Source organism: Pseudoalteromonas sp. SR44-5 (assembly GCF_014163675.1).
Taxonomy (GTDB): domain Bacteria; phylum Pseudomonadota; class Gammaproteobacteria; order Enterobacterales; family Alteromonadaceae; genus Pseudoalteromonas; species Pseudoalteromonas rhizosphaerae.
Genome location: NZ_JACJDT010000024.1, coordinates 14,041 through 34,777 on the forward strand (window position 1 = coordinate 14,041; position 20,737 = coordinate 34,777).

Annotated in this window: 17 protein-coding genes; 11 read left to right on the forward strand and 6 right to left on the reverse strand. The window is 39.8% G+C overall.

Annotated features, from left to right (window positions below):
- Nucleotide 1: 1 nt before the first annotated feature.
- On the reverse strand, nucleotides 2–946 hold the full coding sequence (locus tag H5154_RS13560) for a DUF58 domain-containing protein (protein ID WP_145240355.1): 945 nt from the start codon (nucleotides 944–946) through the stop codon (nucleotides 2–4).
- Nucleotides 947–949: 3 nt separating this feature from the next.
- Nucleotides 950–1,906 carry a MoxR family ATPase gene (locus tag H5154_RS13565; protein WP_182718611.1) on the reverse strand — a complete coding sequence of 319 codons (957 nt, stop codon included), beginning with the start codon at nucleotides 1,904–1,906 and terminating at the stop codon, nucleotides 950–952.
- Between the two features lie 285 nt (nucleotides 1,907–2,191).
- Here H5154_RS13565 and fadI point away from each other — a divergent pair, with 285 nt between their 5' ends.
- The 3 genes from fadI to H5154_RS13580 all read left to right on the forward strand — a co-directional run bounded on the left by fadI (nucleotide 2,192) and on the right by H5154_RS13580 (nucleotide 6,460).
- Nucleotides 2,192–3,502, forward strand: a complete 1,311-nt coding sequence (gene fadI / locus H5154_RS13570; RefSeq protein ID WP_145240359.1) for an acetyl-CoA C-acyltransferase FadI — start codon at nucleotides 2,192–2,194, stop codon at nucleotides 3,500–3,502.
- Nucleotides 3,502–5,796, forward strand: coding sequence for a fatty acid oxidation complex subunit alpha FadJ (gene fadJ, locus H5154_RS13575; protein ID WP_182718612.1), 2,295 nt, complete (start codon nucleotides 3,502–3,504; stop codon nucleotides 5,794–5,796). The genes fadI and fadJ overlap by 1 nt, the downstream gene beginning before the upstream one ends.
- A gap of 145 nt (nucleotides 5,797–5,941) precedes the next feature.
- On the forward strand, nucleotides 5,942–6,460 hold the full coding sequence (locus H5154_RS13580; protein WP_182718613.1) for a GNAT family N-acetyltransferase: 519 nt from the start codon (nucleotides 5,942–5,944) through the stop codon (nucleotides 6,458–6,460).
- A 53-nt stretch (nucleotides 6,461–6,513) separates the two neighbouring features.
- On the opposite strand, the gene H5154_RS13585 is transcribed toward H5154_RS13580, so the two are convergent.
- Nucleotides 6,514–6,900, reverse strand: a complete 387-nt coding sequence (locus H5154_RS13585) for an MmcQ/YjbR family DNA-binding protein (RefSeq protein WP_182718614.1) — start codon at nucleotides 6,898–6,900, stop codon at nucleotides 6,514–6,516.
- 202 nt (nucleotides 6,901–7,102) lie between these two features.
- Between H5154_RS13585 and yeiP the strand changes: the two genes are divergently transcribed.
- The 7 genes from yeiP (at nucleotide 7,103) to H5154_RS13620 (ending at nucleotide 14,643) form a co-directional block, all read left to right on the forward strand.
- Entirely contained in the window at nucleotides 7,103–7,675 is a 573-nt protein-coding gene (gene yeiP, locus H5154_RS13590) for an elongation factor P-like protein YeiP (protein WP_145240366.1), read from the forward strand.
- Between the two features lie 411 nt (nucleotides 7,676–8,086).
- Nucleotides 8,087–8,815: an RDD family protein gene (locus H5154_RS13595; protein WP_149983038.1), complete on the forward strand. Its 729-nt coding sequence runs from the start codon at nucleotides 8,087–8,089 to the stop codon at nucleotides 8,813–8,815.
- Between the two features lie 302 nt (nucleotides 8,816–9,117).
- Nucleotides 9,118–9,756 carry a stage II sporulation protein M gene (locus H5154_RS13600; protein WP_182718615.1) on the forward strand — a complete coding sequence of 213 codons (639 nt, stop codon included), beginning with the start codon at nucleotides 9,118–9,120 and terminating at the stop codon, nucleotides 9,754–9,756.
- Entirely contained in the window at nucleotides 9,746–11,212 is a 1,467-nt protein-coding gene (locus H5154_RS13605; RefSeq protein WP_182718616.1) for a hypothetical protein, read from the forward strand. The genes H5154_RS13600 and H5154_RS13605 overlap by 11 nt, the downstream gene beginning before the upstream one ends.
- Nucleotides 11,202–12,347, forward strand: a complete 1,146-nt coding sequence (locus tag H5154_RS13610; RefSeq protein WP_149983035.1) for a hypothetical protein — start codon at nucleotides 11,202–11,204, stop codon at nucleotides 12,345–12,347. The genes H5154_RS13605 and H5154_RS13610 overlap by 11 nt, the downstream gene beginning before the upstream one ends.
- Nucleotides 12,344–13,327, forward strand: a complete 984-nt coding sequence (locus H5154_RS13615; protein WP_182718617.1) for a MoxR family ATPase — start codon at nucleotides 12,344–12,346, stop codon at nucleotides 13,325–13,327. Before H5154_RS13610 ends, H5154_RS13615 begins: the two co-directional genes overlap by 4 nt.
- The gene (locus tag H5154_RS13620) at nucleotides 13,324–14,643 is read left to right on the forward strand and encodes a DUF58 domain-containing protein (protein ID WP_182718618.1); all 1,320 of its coding nucleotides are present in this window, start codon (nucleotides 13,324–13,326) and stop codon (nucleotides 14,641–14,643) included. The genes H5154_RS13615 and H5154_RS13620 overlap by 4 nt, the downstream gene beginning before the upstream one ends.
- A gap of 47 nt (nucleotides 14,644–14,690) precedes the next feature.
- On the opposite strand, the gene H5154_RS13625 is transcribed toward H5154_RS13620, so the two are convergent.
- The gene (locus tag H5154_RS13625) at nucleotides 14,691–15,167 is read right to left on the reverse strand and encodes a DUF4234 domain-containing protein (protein WP_149983032.1); all 477 of its coding nucleotides are present in this window, start codon (nucleotides 15,165–15,167) and stop codon (nucleotides 14,691–14,693) included.
- An 86-nt stretch (nucleotides 15,168–15,253) separates the two neighbouring features.
- Between H5154_RS13625 and H5154_RS24185 the strand changes: the two genes are divergently transcribed.
- Nucleotides 15,254–15,562: a hypothetical protein gene (locus H5154_RS24185; protein WP_182718636.1), complete on the forward strand. Its 309-nt coding sequence runs from the start codon at nucleotides 15,254–15,256 to the stop codon at nucleotides 15,560–15,562.
- Nucleotides 15,563–15,570: 8 nt separating this feature from the next.
- On the opposite strand, the gene H5154_RS13635 is transcribed toward H5154_RS24185, so the two are convergent.
- Nucleotides 15,571–17,703 carry a bifunctional diguanylate cyclase/phosphodiesterase gene (locus tag H5154_RS13635; protein WP_257326390.1) on the reverse strand — a complete coding sequence of 711 codons (2,133 nt, stop codon included), beginning with the start codon at nucleotides 17,701–17,703 and terminating at the stop codon, nucleotides 15,571–15,573.
- A gap of 157 nt (nucleotides 17,704–17,860) precedes the next feature.
- A complete protein-coding gene (locus tag H5154_RS13640) occupies nucleotides 17,861–20,581 on the reverse strand; it encodes an insulinase family protein (protein WP_182718619.1) in 2,721 nt (906 codons plus the stop codon).
- Between the last annotated feature and the right edge of the window lie 156 nt (nucleotides 20,582–20,737).

A 20,737-nucleotide genomic window follows, 5' to 3' on the forward strand; every position in this document is an offset into this window, starting at 1 on the left:
ATTACTTTCTCACTAATTGCAGCTCAAGAGGTGTGGCTGCATTGAATGATATTAAATTAAGACCCGATTTAGTTAAGCGTTGCATTCGTGTGGTAAATGCTTGCTCAGCAGTTTTAGCAAATTTATCACGAAAACTTTTATCCATCAGCGGTAACGCAAAGTCACTGCCGTTGGCGCTCACCGTGACTGTTTGTTTAAACGCCGGTAGCTGATGCTCAAATGGGTCGCTAATATGGCAGCCGATCAGTTCACAATGTCGACTCAGTATTTCGAGTTGTTTAAAACTGGCATCATCAAGGGCGCTAAAATCTGACACTAAATAGACTAAGCTGCCCGGCTTGGCTAAATGATTCAAACGTTTTAGGTTATCACTGAGTTTATTGTCTGCGGGCTCATCAATCTGCGCGAGTGCTTGCTGGTGGTTATTACACAAATTGTGGCATAGTTTTAACACGGCTTTTTCGCGGGCGCTGGGCTTGAGCTCTAAATGACCGTGTTGATTAAACACTATGCCACCGATGCGATCGCCGCGTTGGCACGCTGACCACGCAACCAAGGCACTGATATGCGCCGCTTGCACAGATTTAAGTAATAGCTTTGAGCCAAACAGCATTGAATTAGAAAAGTCTGTAAACACAAACACTGGCCGTTCTTTTTCCTCTTGAAACAACTTAGTGTGTGTTTCGCCAGTACGTGCTGTAACGCGCCAATCAATTGAGCGAATATCATCGCCTTGTTGATAATGACGTACTTCAGCAAACTCCATACCACGGCCTTTATGAGGCGCGAGATATTGGCCGGTCAGGCTATTTCTAATTTTAACTTTTGGCGCAAGCTCTAATAAGCGAGCTTTCGCTTTATAATACATCAGCTCTTTCAAGCCTAAGTCGACCCCATGGCTATGACTTAGGCTGAGCCACTGTTGGTTATCTAATTGGCTTTGCATGGTTTATGGCACGGCAACAAGTTCTAAAATACGGCTAATGACTTGATCTTTAGTAATACCATCGGCTTGTGCTTCATAGCTTAAAATAATGCGATGGCGCAGAACATTATGTAACACAGCTTGAATATCATCTGGAGCAACAAAGTCACGACCTTGTAACCATGCATGAGCACGGGCACATTTATCTAAGGCGATGGTGGCACGCGGACTTGCGCCATATTCAATCCAGCTGCCTAATTGGGCGTCTAGTTTTGCGCCTTCACGCGTTGCAATAATAAGTTGCACTAAATATTGCTCAAGTGGCTCGGCTAAATACAGCCCTAAAATTGCTTTGCGAGAGGCAAATAAATCGCTTTGACTAATTTGTTGTGCTGGTGCTTGATGCTCGCTCAACGCTTCGCCACGGGTCAGGCGTAAAATATCAAGCTCATGCTCGGCGCCTGGATAATCAATACTTAGGTGGAGTAAGAAACGGTCTAATTGCGCCTCTGGTAGCGGGTAAGTACCTTCTTGCTCCAGTGGATTTTGGGTTGCCATCACCATAAATAAATCCGACAGCGGATAAGTGTTTTTACCAACCGTGACTTGGCGCTCAGCCATGGCTTCTAATAAGGCTGATTGCACTTTAGCTGGGGCACGGTTAATTTCGTCGGCTAAAATAAGGTTATGAAAGAGTGGGCCTTTTTCAAAAACGAATTCGCTGGTCTGTTGGCGATAAATATCAGTACCGGTTACGTCAGCAGGTAATAGATCTGGGGTAAACTGTACGCGTTGGAATGAGCCTTCAACGCCTTTGGCTAATGCATTTACTGCGCGAGTTTTAGCAAGCCCTGGAGGGCCTTCTACTAATAAGTGACCATCGGCTAAAATAGCAATAAGTAGTGCTTGCGTTAATTCTGGCTGGCCAATAATTTGGCTATCTAAATAAGTTTTTAATTGTGAAAATACGTTAGTGGCCATAGTAAAAAAACTGTCCTGATTTGCAAGGTTTATAAAAGCTTAACTAGTAATATGGGTAAATAGTTTATAACACAAGTGTTAGACTCAAGTTTTCAAAATAGTTCGTTATTTTTTAACGATTTTTACCCTAGCATAGAAAGCGCAGTATTTTTTGTAAATATGCTAAAAAAAGCCTATGGTTGGTAACTAATTATACTATTTTCAATTTCGCTATTGGCTTTAGCACACGGGTTGTTTAGAATCGAGGAAAACAAACAGGTCAGACCTGTCAGCGGGAGAGCATTAATGTCTGAGCAAAATATACTAAAAACAGCAAAGGGCGATCGTATTGCCATCGTCAGTGGTTTACGTACGCCATTTGCTAAACAAGCAACTGCATTTCATCATGTACCAGCCCTTGATATGGGGAAGTTAGTCGTTAACGAAATGCTTGAACGCCTTAACTTTGATAAATCTGAAATTGATCAATTAGTGTTTGGTCAAGTAGTACAAATGCCAGAAGCGCCAAACATTGCCCGCGAAATCGTATTGGGTACTGGCATGCCAGTATCTGTTGATGCGTACTCCGTATCACGTGCTTGTGCCACTAGTTTTCAGGCGATTGCTAATGTGGCTGAATCAATCATGGCAGGTTCGGTGCAAGTGGGTATTGCTGGTGGTGCAGACTCGTCATCGGTATTGCCAATCGGCGTAAGTAAAAAATTAGCAGGTAGCCTTGTTGATCTTAATAAAGCACGTACCTTAGGGCAACGCTTAAAAATATTCTCTAAGCTGCGTTTAAAAGATTTATTACCAGTACCGCCTGCGGTTGCAGAATATTCAACTGGTTTATCTATGGGTCAAACTGCCGAGCAGATGGCAAAAACTCACAGTATTAGCCGTGAAGATCAAGATGCCTTAGCACATCGTTCACATACTCTTGCTAGCCAAGCATGGGCAGATGGTAAACTTGCTGATGAAGTGATGACTGCACATTTACCGCCGTATAAAAGTTTTATCGAACAAGATAATAATATTCGCCATAATTCAACGGTTGAAGGGTACGCTAAATTAAAACCAGCGTTTGACCGTCAGCATGGCTCAGTCACTGCTGCAAACTCAACACCGCTAACTGATGGTGCAGCAGCGGTATTAATGATGAGCGAAAGTAAAGCCAAAGCATTAGGCTATAACATTTTAGGTTATGTACGTAGCTTTGCATTCTCTGCCATTGGTGTGAATGAAGACATGCTAATGGGGCCGGCTCATTCAACGCCTGTTGCCTTAGCGAGAGCTGGCATAACGCTTGCCGATCTTGATTTAATTGAAATGCACGAAGCCTTTGCAGCACAAACGTTAGCGAACATGAAAATGTTTGCCTCAGATAAGTTTGCGCAAGAAAAACTCGGTCGCAGCAAAGCGATTGGTGAAATTAACATGGATAAGTTTAACGTTTTAGGCGGTTCGCTTGCATATGGTCATCCATTTGCAGCCACCGGCGCACGACTTATCACCCAAAGTTTACATGAACTCAACCGCCGTGGCGGTGGCTTAGCACTAACAACTGCGTGTGCCGCAGGTGGCTTAGGTGCAGCCTTTGTATTGGAGAGTGCGTAATGACACAGTCAGTATTTAATTTAGACGTTGATGATAGCGGTATTGCCGTTGTCACCATTGATGTGCCGGGCGAAAAAATGAATACCCTGCGCGACACTTTTGCAGATGATTTAACAGCCTTACTTGATGACGCAAAACAGCAGTCAGTGAAGGGCATGGTATTCATTAGTGGTAAAAGCGATAACTTTATTGCTGGTGCTGATGTAAAAATGCTTGATAACGTGCAAAGTCGTGATGATGCACTGGCGATCAGCGAATTATGCCACCGTGCATTTTTTGATATGAAAAAACTGCCATTTCCAACTGTTAGTGCCATTCATGGTGCGGCATTGGGTGGTGGTTTAGAATTTGCCTTGGCGTGCGATTATCGCGTATGTACAGACAGTGATATCACTAAACTAGGCTTACCTGAAGTACAACTTGGTTTATTACCCGGTGGTGGTGGAACGCAACGCTTGCCTAAACTGGTTGGTTTGCAAAAAGCCCTTGAGTGGACGTTAACAGGTAAACAAATTCGCGCGAAACAAGCTAAAAAATCGGGTTTGGTAGATGATTGTGTACCACAGACCGTATTGCTAAAAGTAGCAAAAGAATTTGCTTCAAAAGGTAAAGCGAAAGCGGCCAAGCCTAAGCTTGATCGTATTAGCCAATTATTAGAATCGAATCCGTTTGGCCGAAACTTCATCTTTAAAAAAGCACAAGAAAATGTACTGAAAAAAACCGGTGGTCATTATCCTGCGCCGTTGGCTATTATCAAAGCAATACGCGCAAGTGTTGAGCTGGATGAACTAAAAGCTTATAAAACAGAAGCGGAAGGTTTTGCTACTTTAGTAATGAGTAGCGAATCAAAGTCATTACGTGGGATATTTTTTGCCACCACTGAAATGAAAAAAGAGTGGCGCAACGACGACGCTCCAGCAATCACTAAAACAGCCGTACTAGGCGGCGGTTTAATGGGCGCAGGTATTGCCCATGTTAGTGCTGTAAAAGCCGGTGTACCAGTTCGTATCAAAGATGTTGCAGAGCAGGGCATAAGTAATGCCATGAATTACAGCTATAAAATTTTAGATAAAAAGCAAAAGCGCCGTATTTTATCTAAGGCTGAACTGCAACAAACTATGAACCGAATTACTGGTACAACTAACTACAGTGGTTTTAAACACATTGATTTAGTGATTGAAGCGGTATTTGAAGACCTAAGCCTTAAGCAAGGTATGGTGGCAGATGTAGAACGTGAATGCCAAGCAAACACAATTTTTGCTAGTAACACGTCATCATTGCCTATCTCACAAATTGCGGCAGAAGCTGCCCGTCCAGAGAATGTAATTGGCTTACATTATTTCTCACCAGTTGAGAAAATGCCATTGGTTGAAATCATTCCACACGAAGGCACCTCAGAAGAGACTATCGCCCGGATTGTAAATTTTGCCCGTAAGCAAGGTAAAACACCAATCGTTGTTAAAGATAGCGCAGGCTTTTACGTTAACCGTATTTTAGCGCCTTATGTGAATGAAGCGGCTAACTTATTACTGGCAGGTGAGCCAATTGAAAAGATTGATGCGGCACTCGTTGAGTTTGGTTTCCCTGTTGGACCATTAGCACTATTAGACGAAGTCGGCATTGATATCGGCTCTAAGATTGCGCCAATTCTTGAAAAAGAACTCGGTGATCGTTTTAAAGCACCCGATGCGTTTTCACGTTTAATTGATGCCAAACGCTTAGGCCGGAAGACTGGCCGTGGTTTTTATCTTTACGATAAGAAAGCTAAAAAAGTAGACGAATCAGTTTACGAATTACTCGGCGTGAGCCCATCACCACGTTTAAATAAAAGCGAAATTGCTAAACGTTGTGTGGCACAAATGCTTAACGAAGCTGCCCGCTGTTTAGACGAAGGCATTATTGCCAGTCCTCGTGATGGTGATATTGGCGCAATCTTTGGTATTGGCTTCCCGCCATTTTTAGGTGGTCCATTTAGCTATATGGATAAACTTGGCGCAAACAAAGTAAGCTCAGAAATGGCTACTTTTGCTAACTTTAACCCGGTATTTGCGCCGTGTGCAGCTTTAGTTTCGATGGCTGATGCTGGTGCAAGCTTTTATCAGCCTGAGTCTGCACAGCCAAGTAAAGCAGTTGTGGTAGAACAAACCGTGGCGGCTACGCAAGACGTTACCGATGTAGAACCTGTCGAAGCGATTGAGGCCCAAGAAGTTATTGTTCCGCCAGCGCCAGCTACTGAAGCTGAATCGGTAACCGACACGCCCCCAGCCGATGCAAGCGATGATAAAGTGAAATAGTATTTAATTGCTAGTTATAAAAACGCACGGATAGTTTGAAGTGCGTTTTTTTATGCCTAGAATTTAAAAAATTTAGTTGCTGAAATCATTTTGCTTTGTTGTTATAACAGGGGCATCCCTAACTGATACCGCGTAAAGACGAATAATGAACATCAGCACTGCAAGATTACAATTGAGGCTCCTTGAACAAGACGATTGGGCGTTTTTTTTAGCTTTGCATGATGAGCCATGCGTTATTGAAAAATGTTTTGACAGGCCTTCTGATACGCAAATACGTAGTAAGTTTATGCAGCGGTTGGCGCCGGGGCACCCTACAGCCAATAAGTCTTTGTGTTTGATGATCATTGAAATAAAAACAGGCAAAAAAGTGGGCGTTACAGGGCTTACAACATCCTCATCAAACACTCCCGAAGTTGGTTATCTGTTAATGCCTGAGTTTTATGGTCAAGGTTATGCAACTGAAGCACTACAAGCATTTTTAACATGGGCGACGACAGCGTTTAACATTCAACAATTTACTGCTGTGGTTACAAAAGGGAATGTAGGCTCAGAAAAAGTGTTGGCTAAATGTGGCTTTAAGTTAGTTAGCGTTGAACCGTCAGCTTACGAAATTGGTGGGGTATTATTTGATGATCATCATTTTTTACTAACGTGTACGGAGTAAGGCTAAGTTGTACTGAACAAGTAGCTTGCGCAGTACAACATTAAAATTGTGACTTACATATGAATTTCAATCGCTTTGCGATCTTTTTCCGGCATATTGGCAACCACTAAGTTAAATGAATTATCAATCATACGTTCAATTTCACCTTGCGGGATTGAGCCATCTAAAATAACAGTATTCCATAACCGTTTATTCATATGATAGCCCGGGATCACTGAAGGAAAAATATCACGAAGTGATTGCGCTTCATCCGGGTCGCATTTTAAATTCATCCACCAAATAGGGTTGCCGTCTTCGTCAGTTTCCCCTTCGTTGCCAACCGATAAAGTGGCAAACATTTTATGGTTTACTTTATATACATCAACTTCTTGGCCGAAAGGTTTGGTAACCATAACCAGAGGTTTTTTTGCTAAATACTCATGTGCAGTGTGCTGATCCATGATCCAGTCCTTGAGGTCATTTTTGGTAGTTTAACCATAGCAGCTTTTTCGTAGTTTAGTCATGAAAAATCGATTAATAGGTAAAATTTATGAGTAAATACAGGCCCTACGAGAAAAATAGCGGTATGTGATATTTTCTTATTGAAGAAAATCCAGTTCGTGGTATGTTTCTGGGGATTTATAAATTATAGGAAATACACTGATGCCAAAGGCAAGTGAAGTTAAAAAAGGTACTGCGATTGAGTTTAATGGCCGCGTTTTAGTGGTTAAAGATATTGTTCGTTCTGTACCACAAGGCCGTGCTGGTGGAAGTTTGTACCGTATGCGCTTGTACGATGTAGTAACTGGTAGCAAAGTAGATGAAACATTCAAAGATAGCGACATGTTAAAACTAGCTGATTTAACTCGTCGTGAAGCAATGTTCTCGTATTTAGATGGCGAAGAATACGTATTTATGGATAACGAAGATTACACGCCATATAATCTTAATAAAGAAGCGATCAGCGAAGAAATTTTATTCGTCAACGAAGAAACCCAAGGCGTGCATGTCATTGTAATTGATGGCGCACCAGTGGGATTAGATTTACCATCAAGTGTTGAACTTGTGGTTGAAGAAACAGACCCTTCAATTAAAGGTGCTTCAGCGAGCGCTCGCTCTAAACCTGCACGATTATCAACTGGTTTGATCATTCAAGTGCCGGAGCATATTTCTACAGGTGACCGCATCCGTATTAATACCGCAGAGCATAAATTTATGGGCCGTGCTGAAAAATAATAATCTTTACGTCTTTTGCAGTATTAATCCATCAAACACCCAAGCTATTTAATTAATTTAAGTAGCTTGGGTGTTTTATGGACTTCGTAGGTATATTCTTTATTTAAAGCAGGGTGAGAAAAAACTCTTGAACTAAATTGAATAATCAATCCCCTCCACACTTAAATCCCCTCTATGTTTTGTTATTTTTACCGAGTTTATAAATACCTCAAAAGTAAACTAGAAATGTGTGAAATGGCTGAAGCGGTTAAGTCCAGCTACTTAATGTTTTTCATGATTAAACATTTTATACTAAAGGAATATTGAAAAATAACACAAAAACGCGCATTATAACGCGTCATTTCCTTGGTTGAATGTTACTTCTTTCGATACGTTCAACTTTATCTAATCATCAAATTTGTAGTAAATGTAATGCTAAACCATGGATTGGAAAATAGGGCGTTTGTTAAATTACCTGAAGGTGTGGATATAGCTATCACATCCGCTGGATTGGTTTCGCGTAGTTACGCCTACATCATCGATTTTATTCTTCGCACAATTTTGATAGCCATTATCGCTACTGTGCTTATGTTATTCGGCGATTTTGGGGAAGGTATTTTACTTGTCATGTATTTTTTAATTTCATGGGGGTATAACATCTTTTATGAAGTTAAAAATGGCCAGACCCCAGGTAAAAAACGTCTAAAAATTCGTGTTGTTCAAGATAATGGCTTACCTCCAACCTTTTCACAAATTGTTGTAAGAAACTTAATTCGCCCCGCAGATATGCTGCCTGTTGGTTATTTTCTTGGTTTAATTGTTATGTGTTTTAATCCCCGTTTCAAACGCATCGGTGATTGGGCTGCAGGAACTATCGTAGTTTACGAAGAAGACGCTATGAGTCGGGAGTTATTACCAGACGGGCCAGCTGAAGTACCTAGCATTGCGTTTAGTACCGAAGAGCAATTAGCTGTTTTAGACTTTACTGAGCGTGCCCATGAACTTTCTCCTGCAAGACGTCAAGAAATAGCAAATATTTTATCCAAGCCATTAAATATCGAAGAAAATGATAGTGTTGAAACATTATTTAATTACGCAAGGCATTTTGCTGGGCAGAATAATATCAACAGTGGTCGCTCCAATAGTGAGAGTAAGCAATGAAGCAAACTCAATTTGTAAATTTAAACAGCCAAATATGGCAACAATTTCAAGCATATTGCGAACTAAATAGTACTTTTCCTGAAGACTTTCCTAAATTATATCGAAAAATTTGCAACGATTTAGCCATCGCAAGAAGTAGGCAGTACAGTCCTTTACTAATTCAGCAGCTAAATCAGCTGGTACAACACGGTCAAAAAACACTGTATTTATCCCGCAAAAACCAATTTTCAGAAATTTGGCAAATAGCCCGCACTGCTTTTCCTCGTGCTTTGTACGAAAACCGTTTCATGTTAGGCGCTAATTTGTTGGCATTTTGGGGGTTGGCGGTTATTGCTTTTATTTGGGTCACCCTTTATCCAGATGCCGTTTATACTTTTTTAGGTCAAAGTACGGTGCTTGAAATTGAAAAAATGTATAACCCAACTGGAGCTGTTCAAACGGAGACTCGTGCTCCTGACAAAGATATATTGATGTTTGGTGTCTATATATATAACAACATTGGTATTGCCTTTCAAATGTTTGCAGGGGGAGTTTTACTTTGTTTCGGTGCTGTATTCTTTTTGCTATTTAATAGTTTTTATTTCGGCGCCATTGGTGCGCATATTGTCAATGTTGGTTTTGAAAAAACATTTTTCTCGTTTGTTATTACTCACGGTTCGTTTGAATTAACAGCGATTATTATTGCCTCTGCCGCGGGATGTCAGATTGGCTACGCGTTATTAAACCCAAGCCAATTTACACGCAGTTATGCTATGAAAAAAGCGGCTAAAACAGCACTACCATTAATTGTTGGTGCTTTTGTTATGTTAGTTTTAGCTGCCTTTATTGAAGCATTTTGGTCGCCCCGTGCCATTGCTCATGAAATTAAATTCGTCGTAGGTACTGTTTGTTGGATATATGTAATTTATCGATTGTATAGAGGTATGCGCTATGGAACTTAATCGTCTTAGCTTTAATCCTCGAAAACGCGGCGCCTATGAAACGTTTGATTTGACGGTATTACTTACTAAACAACATTTTTTACCATTATTTAGTTTGTATATTTGTTTAGCTGTGCCAGTGTTCATCCTTGCCGGTGTATTGTTTGGTTGGTCATGGAGCGCCTTTATTGTATGGTTTTTTAAACCGTTATTTGAACGGCCAATTTTAGACTACATGTCAAAAGTAGTGTTTAATCAACAGGCAACCATTTCGAGTAGTTTAAAATCAATCCTGAAGCTGCAAGCGGGTGACATATTCATCAATATGACGCTTTATCGACTGAGCCCTAACAGAGCTTTTTTAGCACCTGTAACACAGTTAGAAAGGCTAGATGGCCGTCGTAAAGAAATGCGAAAACAGGTGCTGTTTGCAACATCAAAGCCCAAACAAACGCTTTGGATGATGTTTTGCGTACATTTTGAGTTTATCTTAATGATCGGTATTTCTGCGATTATTTTTACCCTTATTCCAACGTCGCTATCACTTGAAGAGCCATTGTATCAAATATTAGAAAGCCCTTTGTGGATGGAAATTGCATTTAATAGTGTGTATGTGATCAGTGTCGCTTTAGTCGCACCATTATTTGTCACCGGAGGTTTTATGGCCTACTTGCACCGCCGTATAGATTTAGAAGGCTGGGACATTGAGCTAACCTTCAAAAATATGCGTGCCAGATTAAATACTTTATTATCAAGTGCTTGCTTGTTTTTTGCTTGCTGTTTGTTTGCTGTGCCGAGTAAGTCAATGGCAGAGCCAATAGATAAGTTAATTATAAAAGAGCAAGTTTCTACACTTTATGCGCAGGATGATGTTATCGAAAAGAAAACCACTTGGGTACCAAATTTTGATTTAGAAAAGGACTCTTCAGCGGATGGTGATTATCGTTGGCTTGCTAATTTTTTCAAGAGCTTAGGCAATTTTCTTAGTTATTTTATTTGGTTGCTAATTGTTTTATTTGTGTTGTGGTTGGTGTATTTATTAGTTAAAAAGCGTGGCTTCTTCTTAGCACTAGAATTACCGAAAAGACAAAAAAATCAGCATCGAGAACATATAATCCCAACCATGTTTGCTGATATTAAACCGCAAGACTTACCTGAGGATTTAATTGCAGCAGCAAGGTCAGCATATCATGAGAATAATCAGCGTCTAGCGCTTGCTTATTTACTGCATTTTTCGCTTCGCTGGGCGCAGAGCACTCATCAAGTAAAATTACACCGTTCGATGACTGAAACAGAGTGTAAATCAGCAATTGATGCAAAAGTCACTGAGCAAAGCAAAGATGTTTTTACTCAACTTTTTTCTGCTTGGGTAAAAGTGGCTTGGGGCCATCAATCACTTAATTTTGATTTTAACGTATTAATAGCACAAATAGAGGCTATGGCATCAGCAAACAAGGAGCAAATAAATGAAGCTTAAGTTTGTGGTGGTTTTTTTGTGCTGTGTGTTAGTTTTTTTTATTGGCTCAGCGTTGTTGTCAGCTGACTGGCAAAAAGAAGAGATTGAAATAGGTTTTCACTCCGAAGTTAGCAAAGATAATTTCACAATGGCGCAGAGATTATTAGCTGAACATGGGGTGCTATGGAAAAAAGAAAAGCAATTAGATAACAATAATCAACAACCACTTATTATTGATCACCGCAGCATGCTAATTGTCGATGAAGCGGCGCTTAGTAATTCGCACACACTTGATCAGCAATTGTCCCAATGGGTGAGTGAAGGTGGGCGTCTTGTTTATATATTAAATAAGCAAAGGGATGAACTTGGTTTAGACAATACTTTTACCTTTCAAGATCTTGGGATTAGTGTAAACACGAGTGAAGGGATTTTTGAAAATCATTTTGTGATGGTAAAAGAGGGGCAGAAAAATAGCGTGTTAACGCTCAATGAAAATACCCAACTGGATTTAGAATTGAGTCAGGCATTTGAAATTGAAAACTGCCCAGGTATAGCCACCAAAAATAGTGATGATCAAGTTATCATGTGTGATTTTAAATTTGGTGATGGCCGTATTATTGTGATGCCGTCTCTAGCTCCCTTTACAAACTATCAGTTGCGCCATTTAGATCATGGCAGTTTACTGGTTTGGTTGAGTCAGGGGGTTGATGTAATAACTTATGTTCCTTATTTAAGTTACCCTAATTGGTTTGCTAAGTTATGGCAATGGAGCTGGCAGTGGGTGATCTGTGTGATGCTATTGATGTTATTATTTATTTGGCATATTAGTAGTCGTATTGGTCGCGCTTATGCGCCTGATTTAATTTTAACCGTAGGCTTTAAACACCACATTCGAGCGATTGCTAATTTTTATATAAAGCACGGTTTTGAGCAACGCTTGTTTACTGCATTAAAAAAAGATTTTAACGCCAAAGTAGAAACTAGGATCCCTCACTTCAAATCACTAACCGAAGTTCGCCAAGCAGAGATAATCGCTAACTTAGTGCATTTTGATAAGCAACAGGTAGCTGAGCTTCTAAGTGTTGAATTGCCAGAATCTCAGCAACAACGAACAGAGTATATCAAACTATTTAAACAATTAAGGAATGCCCTATGAGCACCGAATTTGCAACAGGACAAATAAGCTTAACGGATGCGGCGCAAGCAGTTAAGCAAGTTAAGGATAATATCTCCCGTGTGTTAGTTGGACAAGATGCCATTATTGAAGATGTGTTAACTGTGTTATTTGCAGGAGGTCATGTATTACTTGAGGGAGTACCGGGCCTTGGCAAAACTTTACTTGTAAGAGCATTAGCGAAGAGCTTAAGTGTGTCGTTTTCACGAGTGCAATTTACACCCGATTTAATGCCATCTGATGTTGTAGGACACAGTATGTATGATATGAAGTCAGGCGATTTCAATATAAAAAAAGGCCCTGCATTTACCAATATTTTGCTTGCTGATGAAATCAACCGAGCACCTGCTAAAACTCAGTCAGCTTTATTGGAAGTAATGCAAGAACAACAAATTACCATTGATGGCGAAACCTTATCTATTGACTCACCGTTTATGGTACTTGCAACGCAAAATCCGCTTGATCAAGAGGGGACTTATCCATTACCTGAAGCTGAGTTAGACCGTTTTATGATGAAAATTGAATTGGGTTTTCCATCATTAGAGGCCGAGGTTGAATTATTAAAGCTCAACACCAAAGTTGTTTCGAATGAGTCAGAAGTTAGCCAATTGCCGGCAGTATTAAGCGTCAGTAATATTGCTCAGATTAAGCAATTATGTGCTGACATTTTAGTAGATGAAAAGATTTATAATTATGCGGTGGAGTTAGTTCGTAGTTCGCGAACATGGCAAGGAGTATTACATGGTGCAGGACTACGAGCATCAATCAACATTATTAAAGCAGCAAAAGTAATGGCATTGATGAATGGCCGAGATTTTGTTACCCCTGATGACGTTAAGCTAGTGGTACCTAATATTTTACGCCACCGCTTGATACTTTCAGCCGATCTAGAGTTAGAAGGGGTGTCTTTTAATGAAGTGATTTCAGCAATACTAGCCAGTGTTGAAGCGCCTAGATCATGATCCGCACTAAGTTACGACCAGCAAAGCTTTTGTTGCAGCTGGTTTGCGCATTAGTTTTGCTGTTACCCATATTAATCTTTACTGAGACAGCGAGTTTATTAACTACAGTACTCATTGCTGGACTGCTTGTACTAGCGTTATTAGATTATTTGCCTACTCGCTTCAAACATAAATTAAGTATTGAGATAAACACCAATCAAAACATGTCATTGGGGCGTTGGCAACCAGTAAAACTAAGTATTAAAAATACTTCAGAGCAATTATTAATTACTGATATAAGTTTGCACCTAAGCAATGCGATTGAGCTATCTGAATTATATACCAGCGTAACTCTGGCAGAAAATGAGCAAGCTCGTTTACAATGGAGTATGTGCGCACATCAACGCGGAGATGCGCAATTGGCTGCCGTTGAGCTTAGAATTAGTTCACGGTTAAAGCTGTGGCAGGCAAATTGGATAATACCTCAAGATTTAGCGTTAAAAGTTTACCCAGATTTTAGTCGAGTAGCACAAAATCAAGCGCTTAATGGGGTGACAAACACACCAATAAGTGGTTTAAAACTGACAAAAAAACGAGGTGATGGTATTGAATTCCATCAACTTAGGGAATACCGACAAGGTGACAGTATTAAACAGATAGACTGGCAGGCTACAAGTAAACGTCGCAAACTAATTTCTAAAGAGTACCAAGAAGAACAAAATCAGCACGTTGTTGTAATGCTTGATGCATCGAAGAAGATGAATATAGATACCATTGCGGGTACTCACTTTGATCACGCATTAAATGCTTTGCTCTTACTTGCTCATACAGTACTCAAACAAGGGGATTGGTTTAGCATGCAAAGTTTTAATCATGATATTCGCTGGTTACCTAATGTTAAAGGTGCACAGAATGTATCGCGTGTGATGAATCATTTTTATGATCTGTACCCTGACCAAAGTATCAGCGATTACCTTGTTGCAGCTAATCAATTAATCGCAAAAAGAAGTAAGCGTTCTTTAGTATTACTTGTTACTACATTTGATGATCAAAGCTTAGATGAGGTGCTTCCAGCTATAAAGTTATTGCAAAAGCATCACCTTGTTGCAGTTATTAACCTCTCTAATCATGCATTGACAGAAGTACTTGCAGAGCCAATAGAGAATTATGATGATGCTATGACCTATTGTGCTGCATTAGATTTATTAAATACGCACAAAGCTAATATGGCAAGGCTTAAAAAAGAAGGCGTTATCGCAATTGATACACAACCACAAAAGTTGCTTCCTAATGTGCTAAATACATATTTGAATGTAAAGCACTCAGGAGTGCTTTAGAAACAGGTTGAGATGAAAAAGGCATTAAAATAATGCCTTTTTACTTTTTATTTCTGTTGATCAATTGCTTCGTTAATTTTGTACTGGAAGTAAATTATATTAAAGAAGAAGGTTAAAACGCCATTGAGCTTAACGGGTTCACTACTACCTTTATTGATTAGTTCTGAAATAGAAGAACGTAACGAAAAAATAAAGATTAATCCGACCACGATAGAAGCTAGCGAAATAATAATTGACAACACTGGCAGTGCTCCCGTAAAAGAGAGAATTAAATTCACAACGTATAAAGCTAAATAACCATATATCAATCCTTGACTAATTTGTTTAGTTGCTAATGCATTGGCTTTATTGGTTCTGCTTATTAGCCAATATACACCATAAATTCCAAAAGTAATGACGGCTAAAAAGAACACTCCCCAAGCCGAAAAACGATCAAAATTTAAAACAGGTTTATCTCCGCTTTCATTATTTTTGGTTAGGTTTGCTGCTGGTGCTTCGTATACATTTGAAGTATTTTCTGACATGATATCTCCTAGAAATATTTAATTATCCTTTAAATGTGTATTGCACACGCAAATACACGGGTAGATAATAGCAACAGTAATAGTTTTTGTATATCATTCTTGTTACTGAAAGAATTAAATATTCTGATTTTATTAGTGAAAATAAAGAACTAATTATTGTACATTACAGGTTAATTTTAAGCGGTATGGGTGTGGTGAATTTGCAATATTTATTGATCAGTGTTGTATCTATTGTCGTTATGTATGCACAGGCAATTAAAAAAGGTATGCCAGTTAAACGCTGGTTGCTGCTAGCAGGGTTGTTAGGCCCCGTTGCATGGTGCTTGTTTAACTTACATTATCGTCGTGCACTAGTGCGCTGTGTGGGTATACAAGCGTGCACATGGCGACCATAGGCTGTCATTTATGCCTGTTGTACTAAACTAAGTGCCGCTTGGTTTTGTTGTTTCTTCAAAAATTCTGTAAATTCAGCTCGCGATAAAGGTTTTGAATAGTAGTAGCCTTGCATCGTTTCGCAATTAAGCTCTTTTAAGATTGCAATTTGCTCTGCTTGCTCAACCCCTTCAGCCACCACATGTAAGTCTAAGTTATGTGCAATGGTAACTATTGAGTCAACCATATTACGGCCTCGCTCTGTTTGCATATCATCAATAAACGCTTTATCAACTTTTAGGGTATTAAGTGGAAACTGCTTTAAATATGCAAGTGATGAGTAGCCAGTGCCAAAGTCATCCATGGCTAAATGAATACCACGGGCACTGAGAGAGCGCATGATCGAAATAGCATCTTGTGGGTCGTCCATTACCGTACCTTCCGTAATTTCAAGTTCTAAAAAGTACGATGGCAAGGCGTGATTTTGTAAAATCACATCAATACGAGTAGTTAGATCCGGTAAGCTAAATTGTTTAGCAGACAAGTTTACCGCAACTCGGCCATTAAATAAGCCAGCATCCAGCCAGGCTTTAACATCACGGCATGCTTTATGAAGTACCACTTCACCAATTTCGATGATTTGCCCGGTTTCTTCTGCGATGGGAATGAACACGCCAGGACTAATAATGCCTTTTTTCGGAGTAATAAAACGCACTAAGGCTTCCATTCCAGTGAATTTACCGGTGCGGATATTCATTTTTGGTTGGTAGTAAACTTCAAAATGATCTTCTTTTAAACCAAATCGCATTAAGTTTTCAATTTGCAGGCGTTTTACTGCTTGGCGGTTCATGGTGTCGTTAAAGAATAAGTAGCTATTACCTTTCTTTTTCGCATGGTACATCGCAGTATCGGCATTTTTAAGCAGTAGTTCTGGGGTATTGCCATCTTCTGGGAATAACACAATGCCGACACTTGAAGTGATCACTAATTCGTGACCTGCCATTTTAAATGGCGTGGCAATGGCGGCTAAAAACTGTTTTGCCATTCTGGTAATGGTATGAATATCGTTAGTGCCAGACATAACTAAGGCAAATTCATCGCCACCTAAGCGGTAAAACACATCTTTTTCACGGGTGAGTTTACTCAACCGCATTGCTAGTTTTGCCAGTAAACTGTCGCCTAGTTGATGCCCTAATGAGTCATTAATTTTTTTAAAGTTATCTAAATCAAATACTAGTAATGCATGGTGGCTGTCTTGTTTTGCCAGCTTTTTAAGATCGGTAAAAAATAGATTTCGGTTAGGTAAGCCAGTTGTACGATCGCGATTTGATAAGTTATGTAGTTGTGATTCGGCTTTTTTACGCTCGGTTAAATCTGAATATACAATGACATAGTTACAAATTTGATTATGTTCATTCTTAATTTCATCGATTGAGATTTCAATCGGTAGTAGTTTTCGCTCACTGTTGCGCAGTTTAACTTCTTGTTGCCAATGGTCGGTAAGACGAACAGTATTTTTAATATCATCAATATAACTTTGCTCGTAACCTGGTAAGGTAAATGGCTTGTTTAAATAGTTATCTCGGTTCCCACCAAACTGCGATAAAAAGCTGGGATTAAGATCAACCAGGTTAAAGTTTTTATCGTAAATGGCTAATGCATCAGTGAGTGATTCAACACATTTAGCGAATAAGTTAAGGCGTGCCTCGGTTGATTTTAATTGCGTGATATCGCGTACCGTGCCAGTCATTCTTAGCGGGTTTAAATTGGTATCTTTTTCAATGATCTTGCCTCTGTCGAGTACCCAATGCCAGCGATCAAAGCTGTCTTTAATGCGATAGCTGGCTTCAAAGAAAGCGGTTTGCTCCGCAAAGTGTTGCTTTAACAGTAATTCAACTTGCGCTATATCATTAGGGTGAATAAGGGCTTTATTAGGTGGAACATCAATGATGGTATTTCTATCCATCATGTATTTATCGTTAATGCGCAGTACTTCACCAGTTTTGATATTCCAATCCCAAAGTGTGTCACCACTGCCTTCAACCGTGCTTTTTAAACGCCGTTCAGAAATACATAATTGGCGTCGTGAGCGGCGTAATTTGTAGATTGTGAATAATAAGTAAGGCAGCACTAACGTAACAAATGCACTCGGTAAATAAAGCATTAAAGTTTGCTGATCGACTAATTGCTCGCTATAGCCCAATGGGCTAAAGCAGAGTAATAATGAGGCGAATATGAATGTGTTGAATATTATTTTTATTATTATCATAGGGCACTTCTGTATTTTGCACTAGATAATCTAATTGAAGCACGGTGTTGTGTCAAAGAGAATGAGAAGAAATCAGCTTTTTTGTCGTTTTGTTTGTTTTAGGTACGCTTAGTAGCTCATATCTTGGTCTATGTTCTGCAAATGTCTCGCGAATATAAGTAACTATCTGCGCAAGACTAAGGTTTTCCAATGCTTCTAACAATTTTTGTTGCATATGAAAGTGATGATCTTGATTACCAATGGCAAGCCACAAGCGTTGTGAACGCAGCCGGAGGTTTTTATCTTTTTCGGCGATGTGGGTGGTTAAGCCATGTTTTTGTTGCTGCCATTGCTCTTCATTTAATTGCTCTAATGAAGCAAGGAATTGCTCAAGAAACGCATTATGACGCTCAAAAATCGCGGTTGCACTGTAGTTAGGTGACTGCACGTAGAAGGCGATGCCCGCACGAGTATTAAAGGGCGCATAACCTGCGCCCACTAGGTAGCCTAACTGTTGTTTGGTACGAAGTTCATTAAAGTAATCTTGATTAATAAGATGGTTTAGCGCCATCATTTTTACTTTTTCAACAACGTCATCGGTTTGTGCTTGGTAATAAATAACCATCGCATGATCGCTACAATTTAGGGTCAGTTGCGAGCGGGTTATTTTGTCTATTTCAAATAACGGACGGGTTAGATCTTCAATCGTAGCTGATTTAGCTAAGTGGTGAGCAATCTTTTTTTGAAACTCAATTGCATCACTTTCTCGCCAATTACCGTGCAAAAATGACTCTACATGCAAGGCATTAAAAAACTCGCGGCGAAAACAATTAAACTGATGAAAGCTGGTATCTTTAAGTGCCACAGCAAGCTGCTCTGGTTCTGGATTCCACGGCATTATTTTTGCACCCAGCACGCTAAATAATTCACCAACGGGTTTATTTTGATTGCTGTTACGCCAATGGCGGACTAACTGTTTTTTATACTCGGCAAAACGTTTAGCGCAAATATCGACGTTAAATAACGCTTGGAGTAATTCATCAACTAATTCTAATTGGCTCGATGAGAGTCCCGCAGTGTGCAGGGTTAAACCACCTTGATGTGAGGTTAAGTGATAACTTAAACCAGCTAACTCTGCCGGGTAAAATTGTTCTGCAACACTATCCATAAATAAGTCTGCAAATAGACGAGTAAGTGCCATGTGTTTGATATCTTTAACAGCAAAGTCAGAATCCATCGCCAAATAAAAGTGCCCCTTGGCAACTCGAAAAGTGTTGTCTTGTTTAAACCAAAAATCAAAGCCAGGTTCTTTTACTAATAATAGTGGGTGATTTTGTGGCTGCTCAACGTCATACAATGACACTTCTTTGGTTAGATAAGGGTTTGCTGTAGGTAATAGCATTTCTGGTAGTGGAGTATTAATTTCGCACAGCGCTTCCAGCCAACAGCTAGAAATACTTTCGATCCGATAGGGCGTGTGATACCACTGAGTGGTATGCTCAGGTTCAACATCAGGATGGATCAACACCAAGCGCATATTATGCGGCGTTAACCATTGCATTGCAGTTTCATGAGCCGTTTGATTAAAACCATCCATGAGATAGTCACCTTGCACATAATTGGCTTCATCGTAGTGTTGCATGTTGATGCTTAAATTACTGACCCAATCGATTAAGCGGGCTTTTTCTTGGTTATCAAAGGCGATTTGTAATAGATTCTTTTTATCTTGATATAAGCGCGGTAATTTATCGATGTTTTGATTAATTAAACAAATATATTCAAACACCATTTCAACGATGTCTTCATAGTATTCAATTCCTTCATCGGTCAGTGCCATGCTGATATTAAAATCTTTAAAGTTGCTACCGTTGATGCCACCTCCAGCAGAGAGGGCATTGATCCAACCTTGCGCTTTTAAAATAGAGTAAAGCGATCCTTGCCCTTCATACCCTAATAAATGCGCAATAAAACTAACGGTTTTATGGCGATAAAAATCATCAATATTAGGCATCGCAAAACTTACTATGAGTTTTTGCATATGCTTATGCGGTTCTATATGCAGCACTTTGCAAAGATCTTGCGCGCGATAAAGTGATGCCTCAATGACGGGTTTTGGTTGCTGCTGACCTTTAATATCATTAAATAATGTAGTTACCCATTGCACCATAGTGTCAATTTTTGCATCAGCGCAGATCACTAAGCTCATCCACTGGGCTTGATAATGGGCGTTAAAAAAATCTCGCAATTCTTTGCTTACACAGCCATTACGATCCGCTAAGGTTTGCTGATTACCCACTGAAAATTTAGCAAATGGATGAGCAGGATTAACGGTTTCTTTGTGTGCTTGATAGATGCGTCGGCCATCGTCTTTTATTTTTAATTTAAATTCAGCATCAATGGCATTACGTTCTTTTTCAGTTTCGCCAGGGTTGAGAGAAGGTGCAATAAAAAACCGGCTAAATTGGCTCAGTGCTTGTGCAAACTCTTGATTGTTAATATCGAAGAAATAACAAGTGTGCTCGGTGCCGGTCCATGCGTTGGTGTTGCCACCGGATTGGGAAACAAAATTACCAAACCCGCCGGATTCCGGAAATTGGTCTGTGCCTAAAAAAAGCATATGCTCTAAAAAGTGCGCGAGCCCTTGTCTATCAACAGGATCGTCAAAGTGACCAGCATTCACGGCCATCGATGCAGCGGCTTTAGTTGAATCTTTATCTTGCACTAACAGGACTTTTAGACCATTGTCCAGTGTGAGGGCACGGTATGTTCTGTTATCATTGCGGCTGATATTCAAATGATGCTCCTGAAACGTTAAGTTTACTCGTTAACAACAATGATAACTTCAGGGCTGCGATTAAATTGCTTGGCGATTTTTACCTGAATATCATAAGCGAAATGTGTGACGTTGTTTTAATATAGCGGACAAACAGGCAAACTGGCTACTGTTTTA

Coding starts and splice junctions, on each gene's coding strand:
- H5154_RS13560 (WP_145240355.1), bottom strand. CDS start 946: ATGCAAAGCCAATTAGATAACCAACAGTGGCTCAGCCTAAGTCATAGC.
- H5154_RS13565 (WP_182718611.1), bottom strand. CDS start 1,906: ATGGCCACTAACGTATTTTCACAATTAAAAACTTATTTAGATAGCCAA.
- fadI (WP_145240359.1), top strand. CDS start 2,192: ATGTCTGAGCAAAATATACTAAAAACAGCAAAGGGCGATCGTATTGCC.
- fadJ (WP_182718612.1), top strand. CDS start 3,502: ATGACACAGTCAGTATTTAATTTAGACGTTGATGATAGCGGTATTGCC.
- H5154_RS13580 (WP_182718613.1), top strand. CDS start 5,942: ATGAACATCAGCACTGCAAGATTACAATTGAGGCTCCTTGAACAAGAC.
- H5154_RS13585 (WP_182718614.1), bottom strand. CDS start 6,900: ATGGATCAGCACACTGCACATGAGTATTTAGCAAAAAAACCTCTGGTT.
- yeiP (WP_145240366.1), top strand. CDS start 7,103: ATGCCAAAGGCAAGTGAAGTTAAAAAAGGTACTGCGATTGAGTTTAAT.
- H5154_RS13595 (WP_149983038.1), top strand. CDS start 8,087: ATGCTAAACCATGGATTGGAAAATAGGGCGTTTGTTAAATTACCTGAA.
- H5154_RS13605 (WP_182718616.1), top strand. CDS start 9,746: ATGGAACTTAATCGTCTTAGCTTTAATCCTCGAAAACGCGGCGCCTAT.
- H5154_RS13610 (WP_149983035.1), top strand. CDS start 11,202: ATGAAGCTTAAGTTTGTGGTGGTTTTTTTGTGCTGTGTGTTAGTTTTT.
- H5154_RS13615 (WP_182718617.1), top strand. CDS start 12,344: ATGAGCACCGAATTTGCAACAGGACAAATAAGCTTAACGGATGCGGCG.
- H5154_RS13620 (WP_182718618.1), top strand. CDS start 13,324: ATGATCCGCACTAAGTTACGACCAGCAAAGCTTTTGTTGCAGCTGGTT.
- H5154_RS13625 (WP_149983032.1), bottom strand. CDS start 15,167: ATGTCAGAAAATACTTCAAATGTATACGAAGCACCAGCAGCAAACCTA.
- H5154_RS13635 (WP_257326390.1), bottom strand. CDS start 17,703: ATGCTTTATTTACCGAGTGCATTTGTTACGTTAGTGCTGCCTTACTTA.